Below are 17,897 nucleotides of genomic sequence, written 5' to 3' on the forward strand. Positions count from 1 at the left end.
GTCCATACTATGACCTACGAATAAAACGTCATCATGTATGGCAGGGGAGGCATCACCATGAACCGGAAACATCCGCTTCACATGAATCAACCTGCAGCAGAACTGCCCGTTCCGCTAGAATTCGATCGCAGCTGGTTGACCCAACTGGAGTCGCGGCTCGATAAAGGCGGGCCTTGGGGGGATTACAGACTCTTTCAGCTTGGCATTCAAGCGGAGGAGACCAATCTCATTCCCAATTTTGATGAAATACAGTGTCTGAAGCATTTGCAGGGACTCACCCCGCTTCCGCACCAGATGGACACTGCTCGCAAAGTATTATTTGAAATGTCAGGCCGTGCCATTCTTGCCGATGAGGTCGGTCTGGGAAAAACAATAGAAGCAGGTCTGATTTTGAAAGAATATATGGTCCGCGGTCTCGTATCCAAGGTGCTCATTCTCGTGCCTGCATCCCTTGTGCTTCAGTGGGTACGAGAGCTGAATTCGAAGTTTGGCATTCCCGCAGTTGCGCAAAAAAAGGCCTATTCCTGGCAAAATGAAGTGGTTGTGGCTTCCATGGATACAGCGAAGCGAGATCCGCATAAGGAGATTTTGCTGAGTACGGATTATGACATGATCATTATCGACGAAGCCCACAAACTAAAAAATAAAAAAACGACCAATTATCAATTCATGCTGAAACTGCGAAAAAAATATTGTCTGCTGCTGACCGCAACACCGGTACAAAATGACATGAGCGAGCTGTTCAATCTGATTAACTTGCTCAAACCGGGCCAGTTGGGTCGTCAGGGTGACTTTGCTGCCAACTTCGTTGTGGATAAGCGAATTCCCAAAAATCAGGAACAGCTCAAGGACGAATTGTCCAAAGTCATGATCCGGAACCGCCGCGGCGAAGGTCCTGTACAGTTCACCAAACGGAATGTTTCCAACGTGAATCTGCAGCTATCGCCTGAAGAACAGGCGCTCTATGACGGGGTAACCTCCTTTGTTAAAGATCAATATCAGGAAGCTGGAGGAAATCTCAGCAGCATGCTCTCGCTTGTTACGCTGCAGCGGGAAGTGTGCAGCAGTCGGGATGCTGTATTTGTTACGCTGGTCAACCTGTCCAAAAAGCTCCCGCTTGACTCTCCGCTCCGGGACAAAATCTGGGAGCTGGTTGCCCATATCAAGGCCATTAAGGAAAATACGAAGGCCGAGAAAACGATGGAACTGATTCGAAACATGAATGAGAAAGTCATCATTTTCACCGAGTACCGGGCCACGCAGGAGTATCTTCTGAATTATTTTCGCAACAACGGACTCACCGCTGTTCCATATCGCGGCGGCATGAACCGGGGGAAAAAGGACTGGATGATGGACCTGTTCCGAGGCCGTGTCCAGGCCATGATCGCAACTGAAGCCGGTGGTGAAGGCATTAACCTTCAATTTTGCCATCACATGATTAACTTCGACCTGCCCTGGAACCCCATGCGCGTAGAGCAGCGAATTGGCCGGGTACATCGGCTGGGACAGCAAAATGACGTCAACATCTACAATCTGTCGACGACTGGCACGATTGAGGAACATATCCTGAATCTACTGCATGAAAAGATCAACATGTTCGAGATGGTCATAGGCGGACTGGATGTTATCCTGGAACGGCTGGAGAAAAAGGAATCTATCGAAAAAAGTCTCTATAAGATCATGCTCGAATCCCAAAATGAAGATGACATTCGCCGCAAAATGGATTCGCTTGGACAATCGCTGAATTCCATTCAGCGTGAAGTCGCCGATGAAGTGCCGTCTGTCTCCCTTCTGGATCTGGGCAAAGGAGGACACTGACCATGACCATGTCACCCCAAGAAGTGCAAGCCTATGTGACAACATATCTTGAAGCAATGGAATGCCAGATCATGGAGCGTTCTCCTGCACATATAACGGTAAAACTATCGCCGGAAGCGGACAAGGCGTTAACCAATCGTCCGTACTATTGGGGATTTGTGGAGCGTACCGGAGCTCCGGCTGAGACGATGTCCTTTACGTTCGTATTTGATCCGGCAGCACATCAGCAAGCCATCGAGGCTGCAGAAGCCAGAGCAGCACAAGCGTCGCCCCCGCTTTCCGCAAGTCAGAGTGGCCCTGTCGGCCCAGGTAGCGCAGGTTCCGGTTCAGGAGCAGATGCACCTAAAGAAACCATTCTTGGCCGCTATTTCGGAATTACTCCAGCTCTGCCGCAGCTCGGACCCGGCCGCATCCTGCGTGAAGATGTCGTCTATGGCAGTCGCAGACTGCAGCAGATCTTTGAGGCAGCCCGTGAAGGCGGCGCTTTTGTAAATCTGTTTGAGCAGGCCCCCAAACGTCAGCTGCGCGCTGCAGCACCAGCTGTATACGAGCCGTGGCTCGGCGTATGTTTCAAAGTGGAATTTGCCTGTGATTTGAAACGGGAGGAGCTTCATTTTCTTGGCATCTCCCTTCGCACTGGTGAAATTATTGAAAAGTTCGGTTCCAAGCTGAACCGGCGAGACCTTAGCCCAAGACTGGCTGAGAACATGCATGTCCAGACAGCCAAGGTATCGCTATCGGATGCCGGAATTGCGCTGGAGACACATCTCACAAGGCGTCTGCTGGAACTGGACTATGGATGGGCTGAGCAGGCCAGGGCACGACTGGACTTGGAACTTGCTGTGGTTGATGCGTACTATGAAGCAGTACTGAGAGAGGATACACCTGAGGTCGAGCCAGCTGATGATGTCACAGGAGCTGGTCGTGATTCTGCTTCCACCGGGCAAGAACCCATGACAAATTCCATAGGGATTCAGCCTATTGCGACGGATCACTCCCGTATTCATCCTGTGAATCGAATATCCGCAGGCACGGGTGGATTGGAGTCTCGCTCGGACACCGAACTTGCTGCTGAACAGGCCGTCCCCGTGGATGAAGAAACAGATTCCGAGCAGGAGAAGGCCCGCCAGGCGGTACTGGACCGTGAAGCGATGAAACTGCAATACGAAACCCGCCGGACAGAAATGATCTGGCAATATGAACCCAAAGTGAAGGTTACCGCCATAAGCAGCGGCATGTTTCATTTAAGATAGACGTAGACACTACTTTTCCAGCAAATGACGGCAAAAGTAGTGTTTATTCATGAGCAGCCACCCGACAGGTTGCAGCAACCTTTGCATGGCTTGTCCACTAGAATGAAGCTAGAAGCGATCATGCTGCGAATAATCGTCCCCGTTCGTCATGAGTTCGTCATGATGTACTCCAGAAAAGAAGGTGATGTTATGAACCGAAACTTTCATAGACCATGGCACATGATCCGCCGAGTTGCAGGCGTAAGTGCCATGTGCCTTTTGGGTTTAACGACTTTGTCTACATCATTGCAAGCAGAAGATATTTTAAGTTTGCATGCAAGCACTACAGAACTTTCCTTCCAATTAACGACGGCAAGAAGCGATGATTCCCATTTATCCGGCAAGCTTGCTCCTGTTGCTGTTCAGCAGTTTGCCCTTCAACAGGTTAAGGCCCTGGGGTCCTTACAAAATACGGACCAAGGCTGGAACAGTGCGCAGCTCGACTTTTCTCCTCTCGGTCCCGGAACGCACAGCTGGCTTGTAAACGCTCATATCGATGGGTCACGTGTCGGATATTTGATCATTACAGCTAACCTTAAAGGAAAATTGCAGCTTAGCGAGTACGGACAGGGAGAACACAATCCTTATGACCTCTCTCTGCTCCAGCAATCTCTTCAACGGCATCATGTGGATCTGAAGGAATTATCACGTGGAGGAAATATCCAATTACGATATGCATTCCCCCTTCTTGCGTATTGGCAAGTGGAGCAATCGGGTGCTGATATTATCTATATTGATGCAACCAACGGCGACACATTACCGAACGGTGTTGTGGAGGCCATGGAGCGTAAATCTCAGGATGAACAAACACCAACTCTATCTTCAACGCTGCCCGTGACTGTACAACTCCAATCCAGATCAGCTGAACGATCCAATGTCCCATCCTTCTCAGCTGATCCGATCTACGTGCAACCGGATTTTGATCCTGCAGATAATCTTTTATGGATTACTTCCAAAGCTGTCCCTGTAACCAGTTTGCAGCCATTGATTCAGCAGTGGACAAACCAACAGGCAATCGTCTTTTCAGCAGATGACAATATATTATATGGAGGCCCTCTTCCTGTCAGCGGATATCAGGTCTGGAGAAATGATGACCGTTCGGAGCAAATCGAATACGTAGCGATTGGGGGACATTCTTCCGTAAGACGTTTCGTTCCTATTGACACTTTGATAGAGGATGGTCATTTTTATATTTTCAAGCCATGAGATATGTTCAGACTCGAGCAAATACAAATAAGACGCCTTCCTCTGATTTTCGAATCAGGAATGCGTCTTTGTATTGTTTGCCTAAAAAAAGATTATCCTTTGCCTGAAGAGCTTCGCTTCTGCATCTCTCCACGTGGATTTAGATCTTTTTCCTTTTTTCCTACCCACAACGATACGGCAAAGGGGAGCATGCCAAACCACTTCATCGCCCAAGGCTCCTTTACTTTGGAGCGCCCTTTCCGTTCTTCCTTTGGTGTATCCATAAAATGAACAACGCGCTGCGTAATGTACTTTACCAGCTCATCACTTTTGGCCATCATTCTCTGCCTCCTTTGTACCTGAGCATATATGTCAAATTGCTCAACTGTAATGCGCAGGCTTAAGATACCTCTATTGTGTGCAGAACTGATCTCGCATAAACATTTTTTTTGCTGTTGGAAGTATGAAATAACCAGGATTGCACAGTCTAATGCCAAAGGTATCCATCAAAATACGCTATGGCATGAGATGCCTATGACAAGAAGGAGCGTGCATACTCATGGTTAAACTGCTGGCTGCATTCGCGGCATGGATGATCGGGTTTAACTCTATACTTATGTCACCTGCACAAGCCATCTCCGCGGCAATTCCATCATCCCACCCCAACCAAAAGTCTGTGAGTCCTTCTCTGCTGCCTGTAACGGATGGTGACAGTTATCGTTCAACGCACCATGCTTTTGCAGCTCCAGTAATTCTGCTGGATGTGGGACATGGCGGTATTGACGGTGGTACGTCAGATCATGGAGTGCTTGAAAAAGACGTCAATCTGGCGATCAGTCAAAAGGTATACCTCCTGCTTCGCAGCAAAGGATATGCTGTCATCATTAACCGGCTTGGTGATTATGCACTTAGTGACGAAAATCGCTGGCTGAACAGCAGATCCCGACATCGCAGGGATCTGGCGCAGCGCAAGAGCCTTAGTGAAGAAGTAAGCACGGATATTGTGGTCAGCATCCATGGGAACTGGAGTCCCAAATCGTCTACAAGGGGACCGGTTGTCCTTTACCAGAATGAAGGCCGGAGCTACCTTCTGGCAGACTCCATCCAGACCGAGCTTAATCATCTGTTTGGCACTCGGCGCGGAGTTGTTTGGGGCAAGCCTTTTTACCTGCTGAATCAGATTAAACAGCCAGCCGTTATCGTTGAAACCGGATTTCTGAGCAATGCCAAGGACCGGGCCATGATGAATGATCCCGCAGAGCAGAAACGCATTGCCCAGTCCATTGCGGAAGGCATTATTTATTATTTGTCGGTAGTGTAGGGGCAGCATGCCAGTGCCAAACTTCACGCACCAGATCACCGATGCCAACAAACTCAATCTCACCCTGCAGCCGGGTAACGGATTCGCGAACAACGCTGGATGTATTTAGCCCCGTCTGACCAACATGCCCTATGACAACGCATATATTCTTCTCGACAGCACGCTTGGCTGCCAATTCCATCTGCTGGCGAATATGCGGCTTCGAATTCCGGTCGTCCAGGAAAATATCATTGCCGACAGGAGGCATGTTTTTGGATATTGCGAGTTCACCCACAACCGAACGAAAATTGGTGCGGCTGTCTACAAAAAACAGTCCTCGCTCCCGGCAAACATCGAGCACAATAGACATGATGCGTTTGTCTGAAGTTACTTTAGAGCCCATATGATTGTTCATGCCAATGGCGTAGGGAACATCATCGATGGCTTTCTCCACTCGTTCGCGGACTTCCTCGTCCGTGAGACTGGATGTGATCGCACCCGGACCGAGCCATTCGGGTCTTCCCGATTTGGGTTCCATTGGCATGTGCACGATCACATCCATCCCTTTCTCATGTGCAGCGGCAGCGTCTTTTTTTGTGGTTGGCAAGAATGGCATGACGGCAAGTGTCAGCTTGACTGGGATGTCCAATATTTCCGCAGTACCTTTCATATCGTTGCCCGCATCATCAATAATGATCGCCATTCGTTTAGGCTGTGATTCGGACTGAGTCATTACCGCCGGCTGAGCAGGTTCTGTGACCAGTGCTTCTGCACTACGGGTAAACGAGTTCAGTCCATAAATAATAAACAGCATACTCACCAGCAATAATGCAGTTCGAATCGTCCATGTATTGGACCGACCTGTTCGTTCGCCCTTTTTCATCCATCGTTCCCTCCTTTGTTCGTTCCCCTCATTATTTGAACAATGAAGAAGGATTATGTTAGACAAAAAAAGCCTGCTCCATGCAAAAGAAGAGGCCCTCCCTTTAGGAGAGCCCCTCTGCTATATCATCAATCCGCGCGGCTTACTTGGTTCCCCATAACTCCATCCGCTGAGCGTATTTCTGGTTGATAATATCCTCCACTCTTTCATCCCCTGCCTTTTTCATATCCTCAAGCATTTTGTCGAATATGGAATTTGCTTCTGCTTCCGTCGGGGCAATAATAGCTCTCGTAATGCTCTGGTCCATAATATCCTTGACCTTTTGTGCTGTCAGAGCTTCCGGTGTTCCCCCATCAGGATTGAGGTTATCGTACTCAGCGGTATCCCATACCGAATCGCCCAGGCTCTTGATGGCCAATTCATCGACTTCGCTGCGCTGGTATTTAACAGCCATGTCATACGGCTGTCCATTCGGATCCAACCCATTTTTAATAAACCACAGCCATTTGCGAACCCCGCTTGTTTTCACCGTTTCATCCCAATTGTCCTTGAAGCTCTGCAGGAAAGCAGGATCCGGTTGGCGCTTGCCATCCACCATGGTGTATTGTTCGCCTTCCTTGCCCCATAGGAGCAGATGCTGTCCTTCATCACTCGCCAAATAATTGAACAGCTTCATCGTTTCTTCCGGGTGTTTATTATTTTTGGTAATGGCGATGGCATCCCATCCGAGCGAACTTCTCGGTCCAAAGGTTGTTTGGGCCGGATCCACACCAGGAGCTACGACTTTATAAGCGAATAACTGATTTTTCTCTCCGCCATCCTTTTTCAGTGCGGCATTGCCGTTGCCCGGGTCCCAGTACGCGCCTGGTGTGGAGAATACCGCACCTGTCGTGAGCTTCTGAATCCATGTTTGTGTTTTGCTAATGGCGAATTCCTTCTCGATCAGACCTTCTCTATATAAACGATTCATATATAACAGCATTTCACGATATTTAGGATCCTTGACATCATATTGCAATCTACCATTATTATCGTAATAGGTTTTTAAACCCCACATGCCTTTGAAGGTACCCAGATTCGCCCCCATATTCTCTCCATTCATCGTCATGGGAACCGACTCTTTGCCGTCAATCGTATTGTATTTTTGTTTGAATTGTTTAAGAAGTGCTTCAAACTCGTCCGTCGTGAGCGGCACGGATCCATCCGCTTTATCAGGCGCAAGCTCTTCCAGCAGGCTTTGCCTCATCAGCATGCCGAAGACCGGATCACTGTCAAGTCCATACCAGTTTGCCAGGTAGTAGTTTTTGCCGTCCGTATAACGTGTCTTGGTCAACGTGTCCCCGTACATTTCCTTCAAATCTGCTCCATATTCCTCGATTAACTCATCGAGCGGAATGAAGGCTCCGCTAGAAATATATTTGTCCAGAGAAGCATCTCCCCGGCTCATGACCACGACATCGGGGTAATCTCCACTCGCCAGCATCAAACTCAGCTTCTCCGTCGGGTTTCCCGTTGGCTGCTGTATGGAAATCTCTATTCCGGTTTGTTCGGTGATTTGCTGTGCAACAGCATCGGTAAATGGCTCACCTTTGGTATTTCCATCAAACCAGGTCAACGTGATGGGGCCTTGTTCAGCACCTTTTTTGTCTGTACCCGCACCCTCTGTCCCCTCACTAGAAGAACATCCCGCCAGCAACCCTACGACTAATGCTACAGTCATACCCATGACCATCCATGTTTTTTTCTTTTTCATTGACACCCTAATTCCTCCCAATGAATAAGTTACTTACCTTGTATAATGGAGCAACCAATAAGCTGTACCACCCCCTTTCAGGAGTGCGCCGAGAAGATCTCTTCCGACAACCAGACCAGGAATGATTAACTCTTTACTGCACCGAGCGTCATGCCTTTGACAAAATACTTCTGCAAAAACGGATAGACGAGAATGATCGGTAACGTTGCAACCATCGTTGCAGCCATTCGTATGGTGTCACTCGACACAGCATTCCGCTTGGCTGAGTTGGCCAGCATTTGCGTTTGCGAGACCATCCCACCGGTCTGAAACTGGCTCAGGATTTTGACAAGTACGGCTTGCAAGGTTTTTAAGTCCGAGCTGTACGTGAATGCATAAGAGTCAAACCAGGAGTTCCAGTGTCCGATGGCCTGGAATAATCCAACCGTCGCAAGCACAGGTGTGGTCAGCGGCATGACAATTCGGAAAAAAATCGTAAGATCATTAGCTCCGTCCACCTTGGCTGATTCCTCAATCTCATGAGGAAGCTGCTCCATGAACGTTCGTACAATAATCATGTAAAACACATTCATCAGACTGGGCAGAATGAAGACGGAGAACGTATCAATCATGTTCAGTGCTTTGAGCACCATGTAATAGGGAATTAATCCGCCGCCAAAATACATGGTGAATATGAAGTACAAATTCCAGCCCTTACGCCCCACCAAATTCCGCCTGCTCAGCGGATAAGCCAGCATCGTGATAACCAGCACCGAAAGCGGCGCACCAATCAGCGTTCGTTTGACTGTGACCCACAGCCCGTTCAAAATCTCACTGTCTTTCAAAATCTGGCTGTAGCTGTCCAAGGTTGGCACGCGTGGCCACAAGTAGACCCCACCCCGAACCGTATCCTCCGCGCTATTCAAGGAGAGGACAAGTATATTCCAAAAAGGCAGAAATGTAACCAGTAACACCAGAATCAGAATGAGATATACAAAAAATTTAAATATTCCATCACCGAATCGGTTCAATATCATCGTGAGCACTCCTTTCCTTCTTAATTAGAACAACGCCTGATCATTCACTTTTCTTGAGATCCGGTTCACAATGACAACGAGTATGAAAGCAACGACGGATTTGAACATCCCAACGGCAGCTCCGTATGAAAACATGCTGTTTTGTAAGCCATACTTGTAGGCATAAATATCGATGACTTCCGAATATTCAAGCACGGTGTTGTTTTGCAGGAGATACTGCTGTTCAAAGCCCGCGTTCAGAATTCCGCCGACCGCTAGAATAGCCAATATAACAATGGTTGGACGCAAGGCCGGCAGGGTAATATGCCACATTTGCTTAAATCTGCTTGCACCATCCACCCTGGCGGCTTCATAGAGCTCAGGATTAATCGAGGAAATGGCGGCCAGATACATAATTGCACTGAAACCCATCTCTTTCCACATGTTGGACAGGGCAATGATCCACCAGAACAAAGGTCCGTTTTGCATAAAGGCAATCGGATCATCCACAATTCCCAACAGCACCAGGATATTATTGAGCATACCGTCCGAAGCCAGCAGCGTAATGACAATATTGGCGGCAATAACCCATGAGATAAAATGGGGCAAATACGATACCGTCTGTACAAAGCGTTTGAAAAATCCCTGTCTGGCTTCATTCAGGACAAGCGCAAGGATGATTGGCGCAGGAAACCCGAACAACAGTGTGAGCAAGCTCGTTGCGAGTGTATTGCGCATAACCCGATAGAAATCACCTGTTGTGAAGAAATACTCGAACCATCGGAAGCCTACAAACTCTGCATGAAAAAACTGCCTAAAAAAAGACTCCCCTCCCGGCTGATAATTCGTAAATGCCATATACAGTCCGAACATGGGACCATAGGAAAACAGCAAGGTTGCAATGAAGGCAGGCAGCATAAGCACGAATAACCATTTTTGTTCTTTAAGTCTGCTGATCAGATTATTGCTCCTGACTGTTTTGATAGCGCTTACCTTATGCATCAGATGCCCTCCCCTTTCTTTATACCATCATGATTGGCCTGATTCAGATTCAGCTGATTACCTTTTTATCTTAATTTTGATAGCGCTTGCTTTCCATACTTCAATTCTCCGATAAATGCCGCTTTTTAAAGATGTTTTCGGTGAAAACCGTTATTGGATTTCAATATTTGGTCTGCTATGATGAACTCTATGTAATCACTTTCCATTGAGAGAGGGCTGCTCCATGCGTCCATTTTACAAAAAATATATTTACATGCCTTTTGTTGATTTAAGCTTCAGATCCAAGCTCTTTCTTGTTTTTGTCCTGGTCACCATTATTCCGATGATGCTGCTGGTTTATTTTTCGTTCGAACTTACCAAATCCAAGCTGACGGAACAGCTTTACATTAACATGATGAATTCAACCGCCCAGATTGCCAAAAACCTGGAGAACAAATTGGATAGCTATGAACATATTTCAGCCTCCATTTATTTGGATAATCGACTAGCCAATTACCTGACGACAGAGTATCAGGATGATCCTTCCTATCTGGATGTTTATAATTACATTGGCAATCGCATCGATACCATTATGGCTGCCTACCCTGATTTTGATAGCGCATTCATTTATTCCAACAACCCGTCTCTGCCCAAAGATAACTACTATATCAAGCCCGTTACACCTGAAGTTCAGGAAACCGAGCTGTACCAGAAGCTGCAGCAGTCGTACGGTAATATCATTCACCTCTCCTCCCCGCAAACGGAGAACGGTCCCGCCATGTTTACCCTTGCGAGGCTGCTTAACAATAACAGCAATCAATATCCGTACGGGATGCTGGTATTCCAAATTTCCGAGTCTGTCATCTATTCATTAATGGAAAAGGAAGCCGGAGGCAAAGACATCTTTATCATGAATGACAAAGGCGTCATTTTATCTTCTGCGGACAAAAAATTAATTAACACCCGGCTGCCGGAACTGCTTGATCAACACTTTAATGACTCTCTATCCGGCAGATTCGACACGACCTATCAGGGCGTCAAGGCACTTGCCGTTTATAACACGTTGAAAAATGGCTGGAAGACCGTCTCCATCTTCCCTTATGAAAGTATTATTAAAGATGCCAAATCACTGTCTCAGCTTATTATTAAAGTGTCACTTGCCTTTATTGGTGTGGCCCTGCTGCTGATTTATATTACGGCTTCTCTGTTCAGCAAACGCATCAGAACCTTAATTCGAATGATTCGCCGGATTGAACGCGGGGACTTTACTTCAACACAAGAGGAACAATTGGGCAGTGATGAGATTGGCCAGCTTCACTTCGCATTCCAGCAAATGACAACCCGGTTGAGAAGTCTCATCACGGAGGTATATCAGAAGGAGCTGCAGAGCAAGGAAGCCGAGCTCGATCTTCTGCAAGCCCAGATCAACCCCCATTTTCTGTATAACACACTGGGCTCGATCTCTTCTCTCGCGATTAAACATCAGGATCCGCAAATTCAGGAGATGGTGTTGAATCTCGCCAAGTTTTATCGGATATCCCTGAACAAAGGAAAAAGCGTTCTGACCATAAACGAGGAGTTAAAGCTAACCCAAAGCTACAATGCCATTCAGTTGATCCGCTTCAAGGGGCAGTTAAATTTTATCTATACCATTGATCAAACGATTTTACCCTACTCCACGGTTAAGCTTGCTCTGCAGCCATTTGTTGAGAATGCGATTATTCATGCCGTCTGGAATCAGGAAAGACCGCTCAATATTCATATCAAAGGGGTCGCCCGAAATGATTTGATTATTCTCTCTGTCATGGATGACGGTATGGGCATGTCCCGTGAAACCCTTCTATCTCTGCTTGAAGACAAACCAGGACGGGGGTATGGCATCTCCAACGTGGACCGGCGGATTAAGCTGAAGTTCGGCGAGAATTACGGTGTCAAGGTGTACAGCAGGTTGGGTGCGGGGACGACCGTGCAAATCATCCTTCCACAAAAAGACCATGTATAACAATCATGAATGCCATCGTTTTATACTAAAATAGGGCTGCGGAGTGATCCGCAGCCCTTGACGTTTTACTTCAAAATCAAATTATAGATGACCTGTGCAGCTTCCGCCCGGGACGTGTTCCCTTTGGGCTCAAACTTTCCATACCCGTCTCCTTGAATCAGGCTCTGATTGGCTGCTTCAGTTACTGAACGAGCTGCCCAGGGTGAAACCAGATTCATATCGGCAAATGTTGTGTTATTCGAATCAATTGGCCCCTGCTCCGTTCCCAAGGAATAACCCTTTATCAGCATGACTGCCATTTCTTCGCGGGTAATCGGCATATCTGGTTCAAATGTATCCCGACTTTTGCCGCTCACAATTCCTGCCTTATACGCAATGGAGATGGGCAAAGCATACCAGCGATCATCCACTACATCATGAAATTGCACTTCACCGGCTTCAGTCAACTCCAGTGATTGCACAAGCATTGAAGTGAATTCAGCTCGCGTGACCGCACGCCCTGGTTCAAATAGATCTCCGCGTGTACCCTGAACAAGCAGCTTAGCCGCCAATTCCTGGATGACAGGATGCGCCCAGTGGGAGGCTGGAACATCAGTAAAGGTGCGATCCAGCTCCAATACAGCGTACGTACTGAAATGGCTAATTTCTCCTGTCAGCATATTCGCTGCATATCCACCTCGAACAAAATCAAGCTTACCGTCATCCCCAATCGCATAAATGCCTCCCAGTGAAGAATTGAAATTTTCCATCGCATGCAGTCTCAACACGACGGGCTTATCAAATTTGGAAAGTGTTTCGTTTAAACCCGATTTGCTCTGAACGGACAGACTGAATTCGTAGATATCACCCTTCAATGATACCTTGGCTTGTGACATGTTTTGCGCTGCGGCAATGATCTCGTCACCTTCACTGCCAAGCGATACCATCTTGAGAGAAACGACGCTTCCTTCGCGCTGCCTTTCTGGCAGCTTATCCATAAGCTGCTGAAGCACCTCTGCAGGAATTTGGAGGCTTAGCTTGCTCGATTTCACTACCAGTGCGTAGTTTCCAAGCTGCTCGACAACAGCTGAGGACAACTGCACTTCCGGAGTGTCAGGCTCGATTTCCACGATGGCTTGACCTGACTCTTGGTCCGTTTGCAGCATATCTGCTGTGATGGACAGGATTGTAGTGACACCTTCTTGACCCCCGTTGTTCTCAGGCATGGTGCTGCCTTGATTACTGCTAGTGCTTCCCGGGTTTCCTGGAACCCCAGGGTTCCCTGGATTCCCCGGATTTCCGGGAGTCTCCTTCAGTTCCGTCAATTTCACCAATCTTGATTCAGCTGCTTCCAGCGTAACCAACCATGAACCCGAGACGGACGAAACTGTACCTGTCCAGAGGTCTTTTAGCGAATAAGATTGGGCAGCATTCAATCCGGCACGCTCCAAGTCGATCGTCCGCTCAGCGGAACTGGTCGCACTGTAGTTAAATAGGGCAAGGTAATAATCATCCCCATCCTTCAACACAAACGTATCCGCAGCATTCGCGTTTGTGTTTCCTTCAAGAGGCTTGAATACTTTTCCTTTCCTTGCAACATTCAGAACGTCCGTGTTGTTATACAGTGCAGTCATGTATTCCTGAGCCTTGGAATCGTTCACATTATCCGAAGCCATCATGACCGTTCCCGCAATAACACCCGAATTCACCCGGCTGCGGGCTTCGGCCAGACTAGAAGCACTGCCTAGGACCAGATGGTCAGGGTCTGTGTAGGAATATATGGTCCCATTTTGCCAGAAGCCGTAGGTTAGTGAATTTAACATGTATTCTGTCTCATTAATTTTTCCGTAGGAATCACAGGAGATGCGTCTGCTGTGCGCATATTGGCTTGGAAAGATGGGTGCAATGGATGCACTAATGAACATCTTTCCGTCCAACCGGTCTTCGACATAACGCATGCCTTCATTGTAGGCCTGAATGCCAGTGGTTACTTCCTCGTCGTAATGTTCCCCTTCCAGAGAACCATGGGTCAGAAAATCCAGTTTGATGTAAGTGAAACCTAGATTCTTGAACTTATCCAGAAAATAATCCATTCGCATCTTGGCTCCTGGATGGGTCACATCCAGTGGATAGGCACCGTCCAGGGTAGGCAGCGGATTGCCTGTAGCGTCCTTAAGAACGATATCGCCATACGTATATTGATTATTGGTGCCTTCCACCGTCTGGCTCATATTGTTTCCCCAATACACAAACGGTGCCCAATAGATACCCGCATGCTGACCATTGCCCTTAATTACGGATACAGCCTGTGCGAGCTCTTCATCGCTCAGATTATCCCAGTAGGAATCCATGTTAATAAACACATTGCCATCGTTATTAAAGTTCTCTAAGTGATTCTTAAAATAGTTGGAGACATCCACTACGTTCTGATAAGACAGTGTGCTGCCATACGCTCCCCAGCTATTCCAGCCAAAGGGAACGCCTTGGGGAAGTTCCGGATTCAATTCCAGCGGCGGCGTAATCACTGCATTGGCTTTACCGTATTCTTCAAGACCTGCCCGGTAATCACTGAACCCTCCCACCATAATCAACGGCGAGGACAGCTCCGTTCCCGTCAGACTGCCATGTGGCTGGGTATCTCTTGTTACTTCACTGGCTGCTCCGCCATATACGGAAAGTTCATGAATTCGGTTGCCAGATCCTTGCCAATCAATACCTGTTTTCCAAGTATCATGTGTTACCGAACCAATCACCAACCCACTCCGTGTTGCGTTATTGAAGATGGCGGTCATTTCATAACTTGTATCTGTCCGGTTCATCGTTTGGGATTTATACCGGATCCAGGCATCATTGTCAAAAGGTACGGTGAGCACACGATTGTCTGCACTATCACCGATGTCCACTCCACCTGCATTAGTCACCGTAATCGGGGACATGTAGTTCGTCTGGATCTCCGTTTCACCCATTGCATTCAAACGAGTCAGAAAATACGTTTTATCTTCATAAAAACGATAAACCTGCTTCAACGTCGGTTTACCAACGGAAGTATGGATAAATGAAAGCTCGATTCCTTTCCCGAATCCGTCTTCCCATTCCAGCGGTGCGCCAGCCATGGTATGGTTCTCATAATCTTTGCTCTGCACGAGTGACTCATCACCGAGTTTAATGCTGCTATAGACACCCCGAAGCTTCTGCCCATCATCCCAGCTGTAACCAACAAACCCTGACTGGGTATTATAAGTTACCTCATAATGTTCGTTCGTCACGAGAAATCCGTACGTATAATCCGTCACTGATATCGTTCCATATTGATGTGTATCACCTGGTGTGCCCAAGTCTTCTTCTTCACCTGGATTCCCGGGCTCCGTCTCATGGTCATCCAATCCGGCAATGACAATCTTGTCGATATCAGGTGAATACCAGTTGTTGTCATCGATCAGGATCGTGTTGCTTCCTGCGTTCAAGGGCAGCGTAACATCATATGTGCCCACGGTATCCCAATCCGCAGTCTTTGGTGGTTCTTCAAATTGTTTCGCTCCCCCGTTGGCACTTATGTTAAACGGCCGGGGATCACCCGAGATGTAATAAACGACAACTTTATAATTTCCCGATTCGCTTACTATCACGTTATTAAATTGCAGCGAACTGCCTTGGTACATACCTCCGACCTTCTTGCCCCCCGATGCAGACGGGCTATCCGATACAATCGCATTTCCAATCAGCGTATTCCCATCCGCTTCGGCTTCATAGCTGTTTGGATCACTGGCACTTACCATGCCTGCTGTTGGACCCATACCTGTCATGAGACAGAAGACCAAGAGGAACACAAATGATTTTTGCAGGACTCGTTCAAACATAACATCCCTCCAACTTCGATGATTAGGCAACGTTAGATTCACATGGGTAAATCAAGCAATGAACCGCTCTTCTGTAATCGCTTTCAATTTGTGATCTAGCTTCTCATCCTCCTTTATGTTTTGGGTATGATTAGGGCTGAGCATTGGTTACATGCCTAATTGTAAAAAGAGCGACAGGAATGATCCATATCGCAATGTTACGATTCATATTTGATTCTCTCTTATTTACAAAGAATCCGATTCCGAACGTTCAGATTGTTTTCCTGTACTCGTTCGGCGTAACTCCCTCATTCTTGAGGAAAAGGGAAATGAAATAGGACGTGCTCTCGTAACCTACTCTCTGAGCAATATCATGAATCTTGAGCGAGCCATCCGCCAGCATCTCCCTTGCTTTGCCAAGCCGGATACGTGTCAAATAATCATGGATGGTCATACCTGTCTTATCCTTGAAAATGGACCGCAAATAGTTCGGCGACAAATAAACCTGCTCAGACAGGCTGTTAATCGTAACAGGATGATTGTAATTTTGATCGATGAGGGTTCGCACCTTATGAATCAGTTTCTCATTTTTGTCCATAAATCGCTCACCCAGCAGATTCACGGCATTACCGGCTGCATCCAGGATCAGGCACTCTATCTCATGCAGTGTCAATGCATTATAAATGGAGTGATATAGCTCTGCTCGTTGAACCCCTTTCGAAAAGGACTCCTGCACCTGCTCCAGTAGTTCATCGACAAGATCGATGGACCAGTCACATATCATCTTCTTCTTGATTCGCATGGCAGCCAAGGCTTCAATATATTGATGCAGCTTCTGTGCCGCCCACTCAAAATCCAGTTGATGTATGGCTTCAAACCATTCTTTTTTCTCAAAAGGAGGCATTTGTTCGCTGAACAATTGATTCGATACAGCTTCTGCATGGATCATCGTTCCGGTACCTTCATAAAAGCGTTCGTTCAATATCACACGCATTTGCTCATATAAGCAGTGGATGTTGGACAATGCCGTTTCTTCGCCGCCTACTGCAGCAGTCACCGTGAAATCGAGTGCACTTCGCATAGCAACTGCTAAGTCCTCCCAGGCGTAATATCCTGGCTGTTGATCCGCTTCCATGAATAGTCCTGTCTCGCCTTCCTTGTAATCGACAAAGATAACGTTCGAGTTCTTCGCTTGAAAATAGTAATTCAGATAAGACACCAGCCGGGTGGTGCATTCTTCCAGACTCTGCTGCTCTCCCTCTGCTTCAATGGGGTCGATACTGAACAAGGCTAGGGCATACCGCGATGTTCCGGGCAGACGGGTCAATCGGCAAAAATCGGATGCCAGCTCCGCAGCACGAGCGGTATCTTTTTCGTAAGACAGCTCCTTCAGAATCGTGGATTTGGCCGCCTCGGTGGAACGCTTTTTAATTGCAACTTCTTCACATCGCTGTTTCACCTTCGAAATAACGCTTTCAATTTCATTCAAATCAAGTGGTTTGAGCAAATAGCCAACCGCACCTACATGAAGGGCAGATTTCACATAATGGAATTCATCATGTCCCGTCAGGAACATCACTTGAATGGAATCATACAACTCATGTATTTTTCGAGCCAGGTCAATCCCGTTCATTATGGGCATCTGAACATCGGTAAGTACTATATCAGGCTGAGTGGCCTCGATCTTCTCCAAGGCCTCTCTGCCGTTGCTCGCCGTTCCAATAATGTAGATCCCCATCTCTTCCCAGCGAATATAATCTCTCATCATTCCAAGCCCCAGTTCTTCGTCGTCTACGAGAAAAATACTGTACATCGAAGTCCCCTCCCTTTTTACTCTGTCTCTATTATATGTTTTCTCCTCCATTCGACCAGA

General features: G+C 47.3%; 12 protein-coding genes. 5 read left to right on the plus strand and 7 right to left on the minus strand.

Features of this window, described 5'->3' with window-relative positions:
- Window positions 1-57: 57 nt before the first annotated feature.
- From ABGV42_RS10585 to ABGV42_RS10595, 3 genes are all read left to right on the plus strand, one after another.
- Window positions 58-1,818: a DEAD/DEAH box helicase gene (locus ABGV42_RS10585; protein WP_347381623.1), complete on the plus strand. Its 1,761-nt coding sequence runs from the start codon at window positions 58-60 to the stop codon at window positions 1,816-1,818.
- A gap of 2 nt (window positions 1,819-1,820) precedes the next feature.
- Window positions 1,821-3,071 (plus strand): YqhG family protein, encoded by a 1,251-nt coding sequence (locus tag ABGV42_RS10590; protein WP_347381624.1) that lies wholly within the window; start codon window positions 1,821-1,823, stop codon window positions 3,069-3,071.
- Between the two features lie 189 nt (window positions 3,072-3,260).
- A complete protein-coding gene (locus tag ABGV42_RS10595; RefSeq protein WP_347381625.1) occupies window positions 3,261-4,316 on the plus strand; it encodes a hypothetical protein in 1,056 nt (351 codons plus the stop codon).
- A 92-nt stretch (window positions 4,317-4,408) separates the two neighbouring features.
- Here the strand turns inward: ABGV42_RS10595 and ABGV42_RS10600 are convergent, their stop codons facing one another.
- Entirely contained in the window at window positions 4,409-4,636 is a 228-nt protein-coding gene (locus ABGV42_RS10600) for a YqzE family protein (protein ID WP_431523610.1), read from the minus strand.
- A gap of 218 nt (window positions 4,637-4,854) precedes the next feature.
- Between ABGV42_RS10600 and ABGV42_RS10605 the strand changes: the two genes are divergently transcribed.
- Window positions 4,855-5,616, plus strand: a complete 762-nt coding sequence (locus tag ABGV42_RS10605; protein WP_347381626.1) for an N-acetylmuramoyl-L-alanine amidase — start codon at window positions 4,855-4,857, stop codon at window positions 5,614-5,616.
- Here ABGV42_RS10605 and ABGV42_RS10610 read toward each other — a convergent pair.
- From ABGV42_RS10610 to ABGV42_RS10625, 4 genes are all read right to left on the minus strand, one after another.
- A complete protein-coding gene (locus ABGV42_RS10610; protein ID WP_347381627.1) occupies window positions 5,591-6,478 on the minus strand; it encodes a divergent polysaccharide deacetylase family protein in 888 nt (295 codons plus the stop codon). The genes ABGV42_RS10605 and ABGV42_RS10610 overlap by 26 nt on opposite strands.
- A 142-nt stretch (window positions 6,479-6,620) precedes the next feature.
- A complete protein-coding gene (locus tag ABGV42_RS10615; protein ID WP_347381628.1) occupies window positions 6,621-8,231 on the minus strand; it encodes an extracellular solute-binding protein in 1,611 nt (536 codons plus the stop codon).
- Between the two features lie 125 nt (window positions 8,232-8,356).
- Window positions 8,357-9,247, minus strand: a complete 891-nt coding sequence (locus ABGV42_RS10620; protein WP_347381629.1) for a carbohydrate ABC transporter permease — start codon at window positions 9,245-9,247, stop codon at window positions 8,357-8,359.
- A gap of 24 nt (window positions 9,248-9,271) precedes the next feature.
- Window positions 9,272-10,228: an ABC transporter permease gene (locus ABGV42_RS10625; RefSeq protein WP_347381630.1), complete on the minus strand. Its 957-nt coding sequence runs from the start codon at window positions 10,226-10,228 to the stop codon at window positions 9,272-9,274.
- Between the two features lie 223 nt (window positions 10,229-10,451).
- Here ABGV42_RS10625 and ABGV42_RS10630 point away from each other — a divergent pair, with 223 nt between their 5' ends.
- Window positions 10,452-12,209 (plus strand): cache domain-containing sensor histidine kinase, encoded by a 1,758-nt coding sequence (locus ABGV42_RS10630; protein WP_347381631.1) that lies wholly within the window; start codon window positions 10,452-10,454, stop codon window positions 12,207-12,209.
- A 65-nt stretch (window positions 12,210-12,274) separates the two neighbouring features.
- On the opposite strand, the gene ABGV42_RS10635 is transcribed toward ABGV42_RS10630, so the two are convergent.
- Complete coding sequence (locus ABGV42_RS10635) at window positions 12,275-16,045, minus strand: S-layer homology domain-containing protein (RefSeq protein WP_347381632.1); 3,771 nt, start codon at window positions 16,043-16,045, stop codon at window positions 12,275-12,277.
- A gap of 250 nt (window positions 16,046-16,295) precedes the next feature.
- Window positions 16,296-17,837, minus strand: coding sequence for a response regulator (locus ABGV42_RS10640; protein WP_347381633.1), 1,542 nt, complete (start codon window positions 17,835-17,837; stop codon window positions 16,296-16,298).
- Window positions 17,838-17,897 lie beyond the last annotated feature (60 nt).

This window comes from Paenibacillus pabuli (assembly GCF_039831995.1).
In the GTDB taxonomy this organism is placed as follows: Bacteria; Bacillota; Bacilli; order Paenibacillales; family Paenibacillaceae; genus Paenibacillus; species Paenibacillus pabuli_C.

Bases quoted from the DNA above. Each gene is read 5' to 3' on its own strand.
- ABGV42_RS10620 (WP_347381629.1), bottom strand. From the start codon at position 9,247: ATGATATTGAACCGATTCGGTGATGGAATATTTAAATTTTTTGTATAT.
- ABGV42_RS10625 (WP_347381630.1), bottom strand. From the start codon at position 10,228: ATGCATAAGGTAAGCGCTATCAAAACAGTCAGGAGCAATAATCTGATC.
- ABGV42_RS10635 (WP_347381632.1), bottom strand. From the start codon at position 16,045: ATGTTTGAACGAGTCCTGCAAAAATCATTTGTGTTCCTCTTGGTCTTC.
- ABGV42_RS10595 (WP_347381625.1), top strand. From the start codon at position 3,261: ATGAACCGAAACTTTCATAGACCATGGCACATGATCCGCCGAGTTGCA.
- ABGV42_RS10590 (WP_347381624.1), top strand. From the start codon at position 1,821: ATGACCATGTCACCCCAAGAAGTGCAAGCCTATGTGACAACATATCTT.
- ABGV42_RS10600 (WP_431523610.1), bottom strand. From the start codon at position 4,636: ATGATGGCCAAAAGTGATGAGCTGGTAAAGTACATTACGCAGCGCGTT.
- ABGV42_RS10585 (WP_347381623.1), top strand. From the start codon at position 58: ATGAACCGGAAACATCCGCTTCACATGAATCAACCTGCAGCAGAACTG.
- ABGV42_RS10615 (WP_347381628.1), bottom strand. From the start codon at position 8,231: ATGAAAAAGAAAAAAACATGGATGGTCATGGGTATGACTGTAGCATTA.
- ABGV42_RS10630 (WP_347381631.1), top strand. From the start codon at position 10,452: ATGCGTCCATTTTACAAAAAATATATTTACATGCCTTTTGTTGATTTA.
- ABGV42_RS10610 (WP_347381627.1), bottom strand. From the start codon at position 6,478: ATGAAAAAGGGCGAACGAACAGGTCGGTCCAATACATGGACGATTCGA.
- ABGV42_RS10640 (WP_347381633.1), bottom strand. From the start codon at position 17,837: ATGTACAGTATTTTTCTCGTAGACGACGAAGAACTGGGGCTTGGAATG.
- ABGV42_RS10605 (WP_347381626.1), top strand. From the start codon at position 4,855: ATGGTTAAACTGCTGGCTGCATTCGCGGCATGGATGATCGGGTTTAAC.